The sequence below is a fragment of the Agrobacterium sp. 16-2014-1-2a genome, assembly GCF_053522705.1.
On the sequence record NZ_JBNWBX010000015.1, the window covers coordinates 1 to 12800 of the forward strand.

The 12800-nt window shown below is 54.1% G+C and carries 18 protein-coding genes and 1 pseudogene; 9 read left to right on the forward strand and 10 right to left on the reverse strand.

Annotated elements, in window-relative coordinates; translation table 11 throughout:
- Positions 1–565 precede the first annotated feature (565 nt).
- Together ACQZ45_RS26500 and ACQZ45_RS26505 are read left to right on the forward strand one after the other, a co-directional pair.
- Positions 566–784, forward strand: a complete 219-nt coding sequence (locus tag ACQZ45_RS26500; RefSeq protein ID WP_421369134.1) for a hypothetical protein — start codon at positions 566–568, stop codon at positions 782–784.
- Positions 785–830: 46 nt separating this feature from the next.
- Positions 831–1235, forward strand: a complete 405-nt coding sequence (locus ACQZ45_RS26505) for a hypothetical protein (RefSeq protein WP_003518904.1) — start codon at positions 831–833, stop codon at positions 1233–1235.
- A gap of 47 nt (positions 1236–1282) precedes the next feature.
- Here the strand turns inward: ACQZ45_RS26505 and ACQZ45_RS26510 are convergent, their stop codons facing one another.
- From ACQZ45_RS26510 to ACQZ45_RS26535, 6 genes and pseudogenes are all read right to left on the reverse strand, one after another.
- Entirely contained in the window at positions 1283–2548 is a 1266-nt protein-coding gene (locus ACQZ45_RS26510; protein ID WP_013762472.1) for a type II toxin-antitoxin system HipA family toxin, read from the reverse strand.
- Entirely contained in the window at positions 2545–2817 is a 273-nt protein-coding gene (locus tag ACQZ45_RS26515) for a helix-turn-helix domain-containing protein (protein ID WP_236735824.1), read from the reverse strand. Before ACQZ45_RS26515 ends, ACQZ45_RS26510 begins: the two co-directional genes overlap by 4 nt.
- Before the next feature lie 195 nt (positions 2818–3012).
- Complete coding sequence (locus ACQZ45_RS26520; RefSeq protein WP_139104336.1) at positions 3013–3222, reverse strand: hypothetical protein; 210 nt, start codon at positions 3220–3222, stop codon at positions 3013–3015.
- A 135-nt stretch (positions 3223–3357) separates the two neighbouring features.
- A pseudogene (locus ACQZ45_RS26525) lies at positions 3358–3516 on the reverse strand (plasmid maintenance toxin (PemK-like)); the annotation flags it as partial.
- Positions 3503–3775, reverse strand: a complete 273-nt coding sequence (locus tag ACQZ45_RS26530; RefSeq protein WP_421612190.1) for a type II toxin-antitoxin system prevent-host-death family antitoxin — start codon at positions 3773–3775, stop codon at positions 3503–3505. The pseudogene ACQZ45_RS26525 and the gene ACQZ45_RS26530, both read right to left, overlap by 14 nt.
- A 612-nt stretch (positions 3776–4387) precedes the next feature.
- Entirely contained in the window at positions 4388–4513 is a 126-nt protein-coding gene (locus tag ACQZ45_RS26535; protein ID WP_255610345.1) for a hypothetical protein, read from the reverse strand.
- Between the two features lie 266 nt (positions 4514–4779).
- Here ACQZ45_RS26535 and ACQZ45_RS26540 point away from each other — a divergent pair, with 266 nt between their 5' ends.
- Positions 4780–5073 carry a hypothetical protein gene (locus ACQZ45_RS26540; protein ID WP_141682301.1) on the forward strand — a complete coding sequence of 98 codons (294 nt, stop codon included), beginning with the start codon at positions 4780–4782 and terminating at the stop codon, positions 5071–5073.
- 73 nt (positions 5074–5146) lie between these two features.
- Here the strand turns inward: ACQZ45_RS26540 and ACQZ45_RS26545 are convergent, their stop codons facing one another.
- The 4 genes from ACQZ45_RS26545 to ACQZ45_RS26560 all read right to left on the reverse strand — a co-directional run bounded on the left by ACQZ45_RS26545 (position 5147) and on the right by ACQZ45_RS26560 (position 9194).
- The gene (locus tag ACQZ45_RS26545) at positions 5147–6241 is read right to left on the reverse strand and encodes a helix-turn-helix transcriptional regulator (protein WP_065659445.1); all 1095 of its coding nucleotides are present in this window, start codon (positions 6239–6241) and stop codon (positions 5147–5149) included.
- A 1312-nt stretch (positions 6242–7553) separates the two neighbouring features.
- A complete protein-coding gene (locus tag ACQZ45_RS26550) occupies positions 7554–7694 on the reverse strand; it encodes a hypothetical protein (RefSeq protein ID WP_158007505.1) in 141 nt (46 codons plus the stop codon).
- Positions 7684–8925 (reverse strand): HipA domain-containing protein, encoded by a 1242-nt coding sequence (locus ACQZ45_RS26555; protein ID WP_448742619.1) that lies wholly within the window; start codon positions 8923–8925, stop codon positions 7684–7686. Before ACQZ45_RS26555 ends, ACQZ45_RS26550 begins: the two co-directional genes overlap by 11 nt.
- The gene (locus ACQZ45_RS26560; protein WP_065659443.1) at positions 8922–9194 is read right to left on the reverse strand and encodes a helix-turn-helix domain-containing protein; all 273 of its coding nucleotides are present in this window, start codon (positions 9192–9194) and stop codon (positions 8922–8924) included. Before ACQZ45_RS26560 ends, ACQZ45_RS26555 begins: the two co-directional genes overlap by 4 nt.
- 421 nt (positions 9195–9615) lie before the next feature.
- Between ACQZ45_RS26560 and ACQZ45_RS26565 the strand changes: the two genes are divergently transcribed.
- From ACQZ45_RS26565 to ACQZ45_RS26590, 6 genes are all read left to right on the forward strand, one after another.
- Positions 9616–9936, forward strand: a complete 321-nt coding sequence (locus ACQZ45_RS26565; RefSeq protein WP_112401892.1) for a hypothetical protein — start codon at positions 9616–9618, stop codon at positions 9934–9936.
- Positions 9937–10059: 123 nt separating this feature from the next.
- Positions 10060–10188: a hypothetical protein gene (locus ACQZ45_RS26570; RefSeq protein ID WP_019567384.1), complete on the forward strand. Its 129-nt coding sequence runs from the start codon at positions 10060–10062 to the stop codon at positions 10186–10188.
- A 106-nt stretch (positions 10189–10294) separates the two neighbouring features.
- Positions 10295–10870: an AAA family ATPase gene (locus ACQZ45_RS26575; protein WP_112401891.1), complete on the forward strand. Its 576-nt coding sequence runs from the start codon at positions 10295–10297 to the stop codon at positions 10868–10870.
- On the forward strand, positions 10848–11468 hold the full coding sequence (locus tag ACQZ45_RS26580) for a histidine phosphatase family protein (RefSeq protein WP_448742620.1): 621 nt from the start codon (positions 10848–10850) through the stop codon (positions 11466–11468). The genes ACQZ45_RS26575 and ACQZ45_RS26580 overlap by 23 nt, the downstream gene beginning before the upstream one ends.
- A gap of 70 nt (positions 11469–11538) precedes the next feature.
- On the forward strand, positions 11539–11922 hold the full coding sequence (locus ACQZ45_RS26585) for an ester cyclase (protein ID WP_112401889.1): 384 nt from the start codon (positions 11539–11541) through the stop codon (positions 11920–11922).
- 207 nt (positions 11923–12129) lie between these two features.
- Positions 12130–12789 carry an outer membrane protein gene (locus ACQZ45_RS26590; RefSeq protein ID WP_112154998.1) on the forward strand — a complete coding sequence of 220 codons (660 nt, stop codon included), beginning with the start codon at positions 12130–12132 and terminating at the stop codon, positions 12787–12789.
- The last annotated feature ends 11 nt before the right edge of the window (positions 12790–12800 follow it).

The window sequence follows — 12800 nt, forward strand, 5'->3', positions numbered from 1 at the left end:
ATCATAATAACAATATCATGATATTGTTATTATGATCGATCGCCGCCAGTTTTCATCGCCTTTTCAATCCACTTGCCAATCAGATTCCTTCCCGCTTCCCATATAAATAAACCCACCTCGCTGTAAAAACCTATATAAAATCACATGGTTATAGCGGTCCAAAATTATCTGCACACAAACAGACGAACTTTACCAATCAAATCCCCACTCTCCGCTTAATGCGGTTAGTTTATGATTATTTATATGTTTTGTGCGTCCAGCTGAATAAATTATATGTTTTATCGACACTCTCGTTGATCCAATCCTAACCAAATCACCCACTCACCCTCACCAAAGGAAAATCCATTCCCGGAAATAAGTATAAATATACAAATATATGTATTAATAGCGATTACGAAGGTATAATATTCCACCTGCGCACCCTGCAGCGCGTGCTACCCTCATCGCAATCGAATGACAGGTAAATACGGATCGTTCAGCCTATCAAAAGTTGCAAAAATGATTGACTATCGCGGCTGCGTGAGGGAGCCTCAGCAGGGAAATACGGGGAACATAACAAATCATCATGTCGCCAGAACGCTTTAATGAATGCCTGCGGGTGATCCGCTGGACGCCAATCAATATTGCCTCTGCCTTGCAATGTGAACTCTCATGGATCGAGGCGCTGGAAGCCGGCAACGATACAGTTCCCGATGGCCTAGCAACATGGCTGGAAACGCTCGCGCAAGCCCATGAAGCAATACCACCGCCATCAACCTACAGAGGAAAACGGTCGACATTCTGATGCGGCCAGCAGCTGAAAACCTTCACCAACAACCGGATTACGCAATATGAAACATGCCATCGCAATTCTCGGTCTGATCACCGTCTCCAGCCCGGCCTTCGCAGCATCGTGCGAGAAAAACTTCACAGTCTCAGGTGTGCCGATGGTCACAGCTGTCTCTTACAAATCCTTTCAGGAACTGCCGAAAGCCAAAGCACCCGCGGTCCTTCAAAAGCTCGCCCAGGCCGTCGCAGCAGAAGGTTTCTCAGGTATCCAGATCAACAAGGCACTGTCGTCAATCGATGCCCACCAGGAAACCAGCGGAAGTGGCAGGATTCAGACGCTGCGCGTTGTCGCCCGCCAGAAAGGCGCAGCTGTCCGGATCGATGCTGTTTTCAACATTCAGGCAGGACAGATCGCCGACAAGGATGTCATCCGCAAGGGCATCTGCGACATCATAAAAGGCGTGTAAGGCACGGCTTGACGTTCACCTAAACCGATGAGCGCCGCCAAGCGCCACTAAAATTGCCGATCAGCCAGCCGATTACCATTCAGGAATTTGTCGAGTTCAGCAGTACGGGATCTGGATAGCCGAACTTCTTCCGCAAACTGGGGCCACCGATCTACGGCCTCTCGAACCTGCTCTATAACCTCCCTGGCATATTGATCCGGGATCGAAGCCGCTTTGGAGACCGCCAAAAGGTGAGACATGCCGGGGGTTCTACCTTCCCCGGCTATTGCAGCGCTGTGCTCACCGCCTGGCCCGGACGAAAACGTAAGATCGTATGCGGGTGCCAGAGACCACCTACCATTCCCGTCCATAAGAAATGCATGGTTTTTAGCATGGTCGTCGCGATTTCTGGCATAGACATTGAACACCATATTTCGAAACATCTTGAGGACTTCCGCGGCGTCGCGGGTCATCATATGGGTCAGCTTGTGAAGTTGCTCATAGTTCACACTCGCCTCACGATGGCTGGCATTCAACAGGCCGCTTGCCGTGTGCATGTGGAGCCTGCCGGTAGGTGTCCTGTCAAAACGTTTCGTCGCGAAAAGCCGCCTTCCTTTCCGGGTCTCCAACAGCTGCGTGTCAGCCATCGTCAGTCCTGCAGCTACCGCCATAAGCGCATAGGCTCTTTCTTCAGCGCCAATCTCCCGCGGATCATCGGAACTAGGTGCCTTGACCATCCACCTTTCAAACCCCGCGCCCAACGGCTGGCCGTAGTCCAGAACACAGGTATTTTCCACTTGGTTGAAGCCGATCATAATCTTCGGACGTGCACCCGCGGATCCGCCCTGTGCGCCCTGCAAACGATCGATGTCGGCGATGTCCATCTCCGTCTGTACCAACTCCACCTGATCAGCGAACCAATCGAGATCAGTGACGGCCTGTTGTTTCTGATCGTCTGGCAATTCCGGAATGTATGAGAGTGCCCCCATTCCCGTTCTGCCCACCGCCGAGAGACGGTCAACCGGCGTGAGCCGGGTGTAATCAATGCCCGCTCGCTGTAGACGGCGGTCCAGCAACAGACGACCCCACCCGTCAGGCAGGCTGTCGTTGAATAGCCCATGGAGCCCGTCGAACGGATCGCGAGGCGCCGCAATCAACCCGGTGGCCGCCATCATATGGAATGGAGAAATCAAAAGGGGCGATGTCAGAAACTCCGCCGCGTACTCGAAGTAAGCCCTCCGTTCCTTGCCACTCCAGGCGAGGGTACCGAGTTTCCTCTCGTTCCCTTCGAGATTCAGATAAACCTTAATCTGCTGGATTGGCTTGAACTTCATTTCCGGCGCACACGCTGCTTGAGAGGACGATCAATGACATCATCGATATTCTGCGGCGGCCGACCTGGAAACAAGCGTTCGAACTCCGCCTCCGCCTCAAGGGCAAACGCAATTTTCACAAGGCTCTCGAGCGAAATTTTCCCGGTTTCTTCAAATAGCCTCAACGATCCGTAGGACACATTCGATCTCGAAGCCAGTTCACGCTGGGTCAATCCATGCTCAATCCGTCGGCGCTTCATTCTGTCCGCCAAACCTCTGATAACTTCCACCGGGGATGCCATCCTAAATGCTAACATATTATCACCCAAATACAAATAAATGACATTACTGCCAATATAATAGCATTTAAATAAATCGCAAGTCGGTGATTTGAGCCATGCCGGAAAAGGTAGCGGCATAACTTAGCCGCCGGAAGCCAGCGCCAAAGAAAGGATCGTACTGAGTGCACCGACGCTCAAACCACATCAACTGCAGCAACAAACATCCCGCACCAGATAAGCAACGGCAACCTGACTGAGCCAATCGCCGCCGGAGACCGCCGCTGGCGGCAATCCGGCAGCCGACACATATAAAGCCGTTATAAGGAAAATGACTTTACCCCCAAAAGGTGGGAGTTGATTGAACATCTTCAGAAGATCGGTCGCCTGTAATTCCAGATGTAGTTTGTCGCTCACGTAAATCTTTCTTGAAACGGCTTGGCTAATTCCACACAGCACTATATTGCGCTGGATTCTGCCATGGCACATCTCTCATGAACAGATCGCACGCAATTGCTGCTTCTGCCGGAAGCGGTTGATGGTTACGTCGGCCCGGACAACCCCGTCCGCTTCATCGAAGCTTTCGTCAACTATCGCCAGAACCAGCACCGGTCGATCCTTGTCGCCCTCCTCACGGCCTTCGAGATGCGGCCAATGCCAAAGGTGCGAATATCTGAACAGCCCGCCGACCTTTGGTTCAGTCGGCAGAATGCTTGTCCGTCAACAGTTCGGCGTTGAGATGTTCCAGACCCGGCTCCATCTGCGATGCTTCAGTGGCGGCGAGGTCATCGTCGCCGAGCGTCGTCGAAAGTTCGACTCGGCGATCACGCTTTGCGAGGCGCATATAGTCCTCATAGGCAATCACAACGGGGCGACGCCGACCGTTCTTGGTGATAATGACGGGCTCGCGGACTGTAGCGTGATGATAGGCTCCAAAATTTTCGAGCCGTGTTGGAAAAAGTGGCAGAATAACTCAGCCGCCGGGAGCCGGTGCAAAAGAAAGAACCGTACCGAGTATTAAGTAGTATATCTCAATACAAAAATTTGAATTACATAATCAAATACAGTCAGCGGCTCCTCGTACAGAAACCGCTGCCCATGAGACATCACACCGTGGGTCGCAAGCACAGTTTGCTGTTGTTGCGCACACCGCTCATGTCACATACAAAGTACTTTACTTTGTATGGGTGCGAACGGGTGTCCGAGACGCTTACGGTTTTCCCACGAGAACCGATTGTTGATGTTGTACCCCAAGCTGATTTTCCGGCACATTTTCGCTCATCTCCGGGCATATAGTAGCACATGACGACCTGTACGGGGATATTGCACTTGTTGATGACGTCAACGTAGTCCCAATCGATCCTGCCCCGACTGCGCTGTTTAAATGCTACGCAATCATCATTCGCGTAAGGCGCCTGGCCATTCTTAATCGGCCTCTGAACCGACGGTCTGGGATCGGGCGTACTTGCAGCGTTGGCAATTGCGCCTGCTCTGCCAAATGCCCGGCTCATCCGATCGATATTATCCGACGAGCGTGGACGAAATGTCTGTACAGGTCTGTCCTCGGGTTCCGGTAGAGCGTTCAGTATAGCAATGCCGAGCCCCAGCAATGCGGCTGCATCAGCTCCAGATGATTGTCGTTGCGCAGCGCCACCGCCGCACCCGTAAGATCGGCCACCGTTAGCCGGGGCCAGTTCACACCGTGCATCGGCCTGTCCGGAAAAAGGAAACACGGAAAGTGATGACATAAGGATAAGAAAAGTTACACGCCAGTTCATTCTAACCTCTCGCTGAACGGATGAATCATTCCTCAGCGCAAGGCTATATCCCTCGCCCGATGCGCTGACGATGCGCCAGACACCATCATAAACGGGCACCATAATCGTACCCTAATTGGAGAATGCGACAGCTCCGTCTTTTTGTTTGTCTCTAACCGCTCACATCCAGGACGCGGACAATACGCAAGCTTCCCAGATGCGAAAATTCAGCTTGGGGACTTCAAACATGCAATTTAAAAAATGCATCCGAACCAGCGCCGTAACCCTGATTGCTTTCGCCGCAAGCGAACACGCGGTACTTGGCAAGGATATCTGCTCGGACACGTATATGAGTGAGAAGATCCATCCGTTTGCAACACGTGCCCGGAATGCAATCGGCATTTGCGGCACAGCAAAAGCGGGTGTGGCTCTCTACACCGAAAGCCTGCGGCTCGTGCAACAATGCCTGAGCGATCCGGGGCTACGGGCCTATAAGCAGGATCTGGAATGACTTTTGCACGATGCAAAAAACCAGGCATCAGCATCATGCGGCTGAGCACCGTATATTGGGGTAGCCTTGCGTGTCAGCCTAGCCGAATGCCAGCAAGCAGGACACATAGCTCCGCCTGTCGTTCGGTCCCGGTTTTACGAAGGATTGACCGAATGTGGGTACGAACCGTTTCATATTGAATTCCACAATGACCGGCGACGGTTCTCAGGTCGGCACCGTCGGCAAGAAGTGCCGCAATTTTACATTCAGACGGCGTCAGCCCAAACAGATGATGAAGCACGTCATATGAAATGAAACGTTTATCACTCACATCTTCGAGCAGCACCATCGCGTACGACCTGGCGAAAACGTCACGCAAATTTGGCCCAGCCCTTTCGATCCGCGCAAGCAACGGCCTCTTCTCACCACGGGTCAACGTCACGACTTCGCCGTGAGCCAGATCATTCGATCGAATGACCTTGTTCAGCATCGCCTCAAAGACCACTGTCTCCCGTGACGACGCTGCCCTGATTTTTCCATGCGCTATTCTGACATCCCCGGTGAGAAGCGAATCCGCCTTCTGGTTAGCCGCTACCACATGACCACGATGGTCAAAGAAAACGCACGCAACATCTGCACGCTCAAACGCGGCCAGTCGTCCTCTCATGTCGCCAGCCGAAAACAGTGCCATGATCCGTGCGGACATCTGAAGGTGGGTTCTGAGATTAGCGAGGTGAACCCGGTCATCGTTCCCAAACCCGCCATCGCCGAGCCTGCGTTGCAGAACGAAAAACAGATCGTCCTCACCTGAGGAAAAATTGACGACTGCTGTATGCTGGAATCCATGCTTCGCCATGAATTTATAGTATTCGAGATTATCCAGATCACCTTTACGGACGAAATCTTCCTCGAGGACAACTCCATTACGCTTCATCAACGGTATGAATTTCGCCCGGTGGTCTCGCGTGTTCCAGCCGTCGTTGATATAGGCTTCCATGATCGAGGATAAACTCTCGGTGAAAAGAACACCTCCGACCGAGCCGGAGCTTGCCGGTGCCATGACATTGATGCCGCCGGCGCCAGTTGCCTCAGCAACCTGCTCCAGAAGCGAGGGCCAACGCGAGGGCTCCAGCGCTGCATCCTGGAACCGATTCAGCAGATTATGAAAAACCGCGATATCAACCGGCATTTTCCCCCTCACCCACCAAAGTATATTTGTATAGCCAGAATACAGCACCAGATCCAGAAGTTGTTTTCGTGCATACTTGAAAAGACACACTTGTCGAGCTGGAAGCCGCCCGTTTCTCATCAACCTCCCGAAGCCATCAACCTGGAGCATGTGGCACGCTCTAGGCGCAACGGGGCTTCTACGACGGTCCGGACCGATGTGCGCGCTCAATCCCCGGCAAGACACTCGTTGCATTTCTGAGCCGTCTTATCGTCACCTAACGACATCAGTCAGCGTCCTGCAGCAAACCCGAACCTGATCAGCCAGACATACCCCAATTGGGGTACGCAAACCTGGGGTAAGCTCGATATTAAATTTGCCGTGTAATCAAGCTGGAGCATTATCATTGCGGTACGTGTTGATGTGGGTCGGGCCTGATAGGCAAGAGCCTGTTGTCGAAACCGACGATATTTCACAGTGCGTACTGTGGATCAGCAGGCAAACAGGAAATAACGCCGAGTTTTCACAGAACGATTATCACGTCATCGATCGTGATCTCGACGCAGACATTCCGCGCGCGACAAGTTTCCTGTAGCAAGAGGACGCTACTTCAGCAGCAGCGAAAATGCCATAAGCCTCACAAAATACTTTTATAAACAATCTCAATTGTCTGTATTTTAATAATAAAATACATATTTAAACAAACTGCGAGTTCACCCCCCGCACATGGCTAGGAAGAAGACCGCTCCTCTCCATGGTCCCGATGTGTTCGCAATATAGCGCCCGAGCATGATGATCCGCCTTCCGAGCCATCAGTCTTCTCTGTCGGTTGACACACCGGCTACTGCTCTCGAAGCTGGCCGATCACATCCACGCGGTCGTACGTCCCGGTGGCGGGTACGACATCCAATTTTTCACCAGCCGTGTATTTATCCTTAGGCCTACCAAGTCTCACCGTCTGCATGCAGGTATGCGTAATGCCCTTTTGCTAGCGCTCGAAAACAATCGTGCCAAAACTGAAGGTCTTGTAGTGCGGCTCAAATAACGGTTCACTTCCGCGGCCCGAAACCTTGACTTGTTGATCCCATACTTTCTGAATCGTCGCGATGGAGTGGGGGGGAAATTACTGAAGCGCCACGCTCGTAGGCCCATCACTAGAGCGCCGACGATAGCAAAGCAGCACACCATCAATACAGGCTACACAAACCTGAATGCGTCGAGCTTCGGATCGTTGTGCTTCCGATGTAGCATTGTGGCAAAAACTCGCGTCTCGTTAGCGGTTCGAACGTTGAAACAACAGGCGTCATGTCACGAAAGTTCGCCCGCTTACTGGCTATCGCTTTGGCACACCTGCATAGCGAAACATGATGTCATCGTAGAACTGCTTCCCAAACAGCACTTCGCGGTCAAAACATTTCGCACAGAGTTCCAAATCAGTGGTCGGATTATAGTCAAACTGCGTTTCATCGATCATGCATCTGCTCCTGAATTCGCCGGCACCGCTTTTGAACGCTGTGAGTAATTCGCTCAAGAATCCTCGTCGGATCGCTGGAGAGGGCGACGATATGTGGTGCCACCTCATCGCATGCGACGCTGACCAGTTTTGCAAGCTCCTCCACCCGTTTCAGTGTCGATGCGCCGCTCAATCCAATGTCATCAGCCAGTGCCTGCCAGTCGGCACGCCGCAGGTCAGGCGCATGGAACCGACCGGAAATCCCCTGCGGCAGGCTCTGGTCGACCTGGCGATAAACTGCAGCGCACATCAGGTCATAGAGTGGAGCCATCTTCGCGGACCCACCGGCACCAATCAGGATAGAGTAATTTTTGGCATGCGAATCCGAATTGCAGATCAGGACATTGAAGATCACCGCATCGAGAAGTTTCAAACGCTCGCCAGGCGAAACAAGATCGCTGACGGCATCAAACATCATCTTCATGGTCACACCGCCGCCGGTCGAGGACCGCTCGTATTTCTGCGAGGGGAAGTAACCCGTTAACTGGCAAAGATCCTCCTGATGCAGCCTGCGGATCTCGCCTTGAGCGTCGGTAAAGCGATCATAGCGTTTCACGAGAAGGTAACGTCGCTTGCCAGCTACTCCGATCGTCGCCTCGGCGGCATCCAGGCCGCAGGCACGCGCAAGCGACAGGCAAAAAGCTTCGTTCTCCACGCTCCCCGCAAGGCGTTTCGTATCCGGCTTGAGAATATGCGTGGACGGCGTCCCGTCGACCGGAACTGAAATACGGCCACTCCCATCACCAAACACCGGCAGCTTCTCCTGAACGCCCGCCAGGGACATAGAAACACCGCGCTCTCCGACCAGAAAGGGTTTGGCAGGAAGTTCATTGAGAATACGCTCCAGCGCCTGCTCGTCCGGCACGGGCTGCAGGTTGACGCCAGCTTTCCGCGGCTCCCCGATCGACAGTGCCCCCGCCGTGTCACGTCCGATATGAGCAAGTAGACCGACAATATCTTGCGGGGAAACCTTGAGGCGCTGACCGATCTCGGCAAGATGGGTTTCCGGAAGCAGATTGGCAAGCCAGGGAAGCAGCTTCGCTGCACCCACGGATTCGGAACGCAGCGGCATGGTAAGCGACACCGGAAAGGCCGGGCGGCGTGCTTTCCAGCCCGGATCATAGTCCAACCTCCATTCGCCTTCAAAAGTCAGATGGGCGACAGGCAAGGTCTCGTAGTAGATGGTTGTCATTGATCAGCACCAAACATCGGCAGAAAGCCGAGCTCATCGTCCGGCGCGACTTGCGCAGTCTGAACCGTCTTGAGATCGCCAAGATCGATTCCAACTGCGCGTGCGACGATCAGGGCTTTTTCGAGCTGGCAACTCGGCTTGCCCGATTCAAGCTCGACGATGAAGCGTTCCCCCGTTCCGGAACGGGCAGCAAGCCCGGTTTGCGTCCAGCCAAGTGCTTTGCGTCTCTCCTTGATAGCAGCGCCGAAATCACGCGCGGACCTGAACATCGTCAACCTCCATAGTTTGACTTACCGTACAGGAAGTTTTCCAAAGAATCAAGGAATCGCTTCCCGATCGGTAAGTCTTACGCTTGATCGCGCCAAATCATCCTGATCGGGAATCTCTGTGGGATCGCACCTGGCAGGAGCCAGGGTATTAGCCTCGTCTCACGGGCCTATTGTTTCATCATCACTGCCCGATAAATTGATACACCGGCCATTACTATCGTATTAATGTTTTACATCTGAAAAACAACTTAATTATATGATATATAACCAAAAGCATCACAATGATAAACGGTATAATCCATTTCGCCGCGCGTTGGACCCTGATGCACTGGCATCACGCCAATACCTTAAAACCGCAGCCCGAAGCCCACGCTGCCGGTTCTCTGTTGACGCCGCCTGGTCGACCCGGCAACCTCATACCATGACCCTGACCAACAGTTTCATTGCCGAACTCGTCCGCGACGCCAACAGGCTCCAGAACCTCGACGACTATCAGAAGCGCCGCATGCTTGAACGGGCAGTAACGACAATCCGAGACATGCGCGAAACGATCGGAATCCCCTCCGGTCCCGGTCGCGACAGTGTCGTCGACATCCACACCGTAGCCCTGTCCATCGAACACGGATGGCGCAGCGACGACGACGTGCGAAACGCCCTGCTGCAGGCAGCCGGCATAATCCGGGACCTGCATATCGTCCTCGACAGCAAAACCGGAATCAGCTTCGCCGAACCTTCCGGTTGACGCGATATACCATCTTCCCACCGTCAATGGCACTTCGTACCGGCGACAATCAGGTCACTGTTTTTAGGTTTTCGTTAACCATATGCGACCACCTTCCTCTCACAGCAACGATGGAGGTTGGCTTTGGCTTACGACTGGAATCGCAATGAACGCGAAGGCATGTTTGATGAACTGGCGGCGGCCCTGATATTCTTCACAATCGTCAGCCTGCTTCTGGCGTCCGCATACATGGTGACAACCTTTGCCAGATAGGGCGGGTTCTTTCACCCGTCTACCGGCGAGGACGAGAAACGCCAGCCTGGCAACTTTGGCCAATGACCGTACAATCAGCCGCCGAATGCCTGCCCCGGGTGAGTGTATGACCATGACAGACGATCTTCGCGGCCATATCCTTCTTCTCTCCGGCCACCCAGGCTCTGGCAAGTCCACAATCGCCGAAGCCCTTGCGCACTTGTGCGGCGTGCCAAAGGTTCATTTTCATAGCGATGATCTGTGGGGATACATCAAGCATGGCCGCATCGATCCCTGGCTTCCCGAATCCGTTCAACAAAACCGCATGATCATGCAGATCGCCGCCGATGTCGCAGGTCGCTATGCCGAGGCGGGTTATTTCGTCATTCTCGATGGCGTCGTGCGACCGGACTGGCTCCCGGCCTTCCTGGCGCTTGCATGCCCGCTGCACTACATCGTGCTGCGCACGACAGTAACAGAAGCAATCGAACGCTGTCAGGCTCGCGGCGGCGACAGCCTCCGCGATCCGCTGGTCGTGGCCGATCTTCATGCCCAGTTCGCCAATCTCGGGGCTTTCGAGCACAATGTACTATCGTTGTCGGGCAAGGACAGGGATCAGGCCTTGCAGGCGGTCATCAATGGGCTGCAATCGGCACGTTTCCGTATTGATGCCACGAGCGATGGCAATCGATTACGAACATAAAGGTGAAGCAAGCGTGGCTGTCCCGACAATCTATCTCCTGCGCCACGGCGAAACAGTCTGGAACTGTCTTGGCCGGTTTCAGGGGCAACAGGATTCGCCGCTGACCGCGCGCGGTATCGAACAGGCAGATCAAGTCGCACGCCTGCTCCGTGACGCTCTCTGCTACGATGAGCAGTCTTTCCGGATGCAAATCAGTCCGCTAGGGCGCGTGCGACAGACAGCAGAACGGGTCCTGGCCGAGGTTACGCTCCAGTATTTCGAAGATGACAGGCTCGTTGAGGTCACCACCGGCTCCTGGGACGGGATGACGCGATTTGAGATTGATGCCGAATTTCCTGGGCGCCTTGAAGGATCCAACGCATTCGACTGGTATTTCAGGGCACCGGATGGCGAAAGTTTTGATGACGCCTGCAAGCGCGCGACGTCATGGATCTCGGATCTCCGGCATCCGACGATCGCCATTTCCCATGGCCTGTTCGGGCGGATTCTTCGGGGTGTTTTTCTCGGACTTTCGAAGCTGGAGATGCTCGAACTGCCCGTTCCGCAGGATGTGTTGTACCGACTGGATGATGGCAGGTGCGATCTCATCACAGCTTGACCCGCACCGTCATGATCCAGAAAGCCAAGGGCCAAGGACGTCATTCGCCACGTCGACAGGGGACAAACACATGCATACACTTAACGTCATTTACCTAGCTTATCTCGACTGCCTCAACCGTCAGGCCTTCGATGAGCTCGGCACTTTCGTCGACGATACTGTTGAACACAACGGCCGGGCGTTAGGCCTGTCGGGCTATCGCGACATGCTGGTCAGGGACTTTGCTGATATTCCAGACCTTCGGTTTCAGGCAGAGATCCTTGTCAGCGACGTGACCCGGATCGGCGCCCGGCTTTCATTCGATTGCACTCCCAAATCCACCTTCATGGGTCTTCCAGTCAATGGCCGGCGCGTTCAGTTCTGCGAGCATGTTTTCTACGACTTCGAACAGACAAGAATCCGCAGGGTCTGGTCGGTCATCGACAAGGCCGCAATTGAGCGCCAGCTCGGCTGACGGCCGTCACCGGGCGAAGGTATCTGTGGCCCGCCAGCCCCAGAAAAATCACCCGAAAGAGTGTGATTGCACGAGACGCTCGCTGAAGCCGGGCAGCCTCAAATTTATGGAGACAGCTGCTGAGGTCGCGGGCGTTGCACAAAGGTTACATCATATTTCAGGAAAAAAGCATATGAATGATCTCTCATGTAAGGGAGTTCAGAGCCTATGAAGAAAATCGTATCGACTATCGCATTCGTGCTTGCGGCATCGACTGCAATGGCGGCCGATGCCGTATCAGAAGTTCCTGCAGCCCCGGCAGCAGACGTTGCGCCGCTGTTCAGCTGGACCGGATTTACCGCCGGTGTACAGGCCGGCTACGGCTGGAACAACAATGACGCTTCGATCGTCGGCCTTCCCGGCGAAACGTCCGCAGACTTCGACGGCGCTCTTGCCGGTGGTTTCGTCGGCTTCAACTACGACCTTGGCAACAGCTGGGTCGTTGGCCTCGAAGCAGACTTCGAAAAGAACTGGGGCGATGATTCCGCCACTATCCTTGGCACCGGCTTTGACTACGGGTTTGACTGGCAGGGTTCGGTTCGTGGCCGCGTCGGCTACGCATTTGACCGTGCCCTGGTCTATGGTACCGCAGGCTGGGCCTATGCTCGCGGCTACGCGGAAGTTCCGGGCATTGCCGACGTGAAGGAAACGTTCAACGGCTACACCGTCGGCGTTGGTCTCGACTACGCGTTTACCGACATGGTGTTCGGACGAGTTGAGTATCGTTACACCGATTTCGGCGACAAGGATTTCGATTTCGGCGGCGCTGCAATCAATGCAGATGTCGACCAGCATGCAATACGCGTCGGCCTCGGCGTAAAATTCTGATTCACCCGGAC

Coding starts and splice junctions, on each gene's coding strand:
- ACQZ45_RS26500 (WP_421369134.1), top strand. CDS start 566: ATGTCGCCAGAACGCTTTAATGAATGCCTGCGGGTGATCCGCTGGACG.
- ACQZ45_RS26505 (WP_003518904.1), top strand. CDS start 831: ATGAAACATGCCATCGCAATTCTCGGTCTGATCACCGTCTCCAGCCCG.
- ACQZ45_RS26540 (WP_141682301.1), top strand. CDS start 4,780: ATGCGAAAATTCAGCTTGGGGACTTCAAACATGCAATTTAAAAAATGC.
- ACQZ45_RS26585 (WP_112401889.1), top strand. CDS start 11,539: ATGCATACACTTAACGTCATTTACCTAGCTTATCTCGACTGCCTCAAC.
- ACQZ45_RS26545 (WP_065659445.1), bottom strand. CDS start 6,241: ATGCCGGTTGATATCGCGGTTTTTCATAATCTGCTGAATCGGTTCCAG.
- ACQZ45_RS26560 (WP_065659443.1), bottom strand. CDS start 9,194: ATGTTCAGGTCCGCGCGTGATTTCGGCGCTGCTATCAAGGAGAGACGC.
- ACQZ45_RS26510 (WP_013762472.1), bottom strand. CDS start 2,548: ATGAAGTTCAAGCCAATCCAGCAGATTAAGGTTTATCTGAATCTCGAA.
- ACQZ45_RS26575 (WP_112401891.1), top strand. CDS start 10,295: ATGACCATGACAGACGATCTTCGCGGCCATATCCTTCTTCTCTCCGGC.
- ACQZ45_RS26535 (WP_255610345.1), bottom strand. CDS start 4,513: ATGCACGGTGTGAACTGGCCCCGGCTAACGGTGGCCGATCTTACGGGT.
- ACQZ45_RS26565 (WP_112401892.1), top strand. CDS start 9,616: ATGACCCTGACCAACAGTTTCATTGCCGAACTCGTCCGCGACGCCAAC.
- ACQZ45_RS26590 (WP_112154998.1), top strand. CDS start 12,130: ATGAAGAAAATCGTATCGACTATCGCATTCGTGCTTGCGGCATCGACT.
- ACQZ45_RS26550 (WP_158007505.1), bottom strand. CDS start 7,694: ATGATCGATGAAACGCAGTTTGACTATAATCCGACCACTGATTTGGAA.
- ACQZ45_RS26580 (WP_448742620.1), top strand. CDS start 10,848: ATGGCAATCGATTACGAACATAAAGGTGAAGCAAGCGTGGCTGTCCCG.
- ACQZ45_RS26555 (WP_448742619.1), bottom strand. CDS start 8,925: ATGACAACCATCTACTACGAGACCTTGCCTGTCGCCCATCTGACTTTT.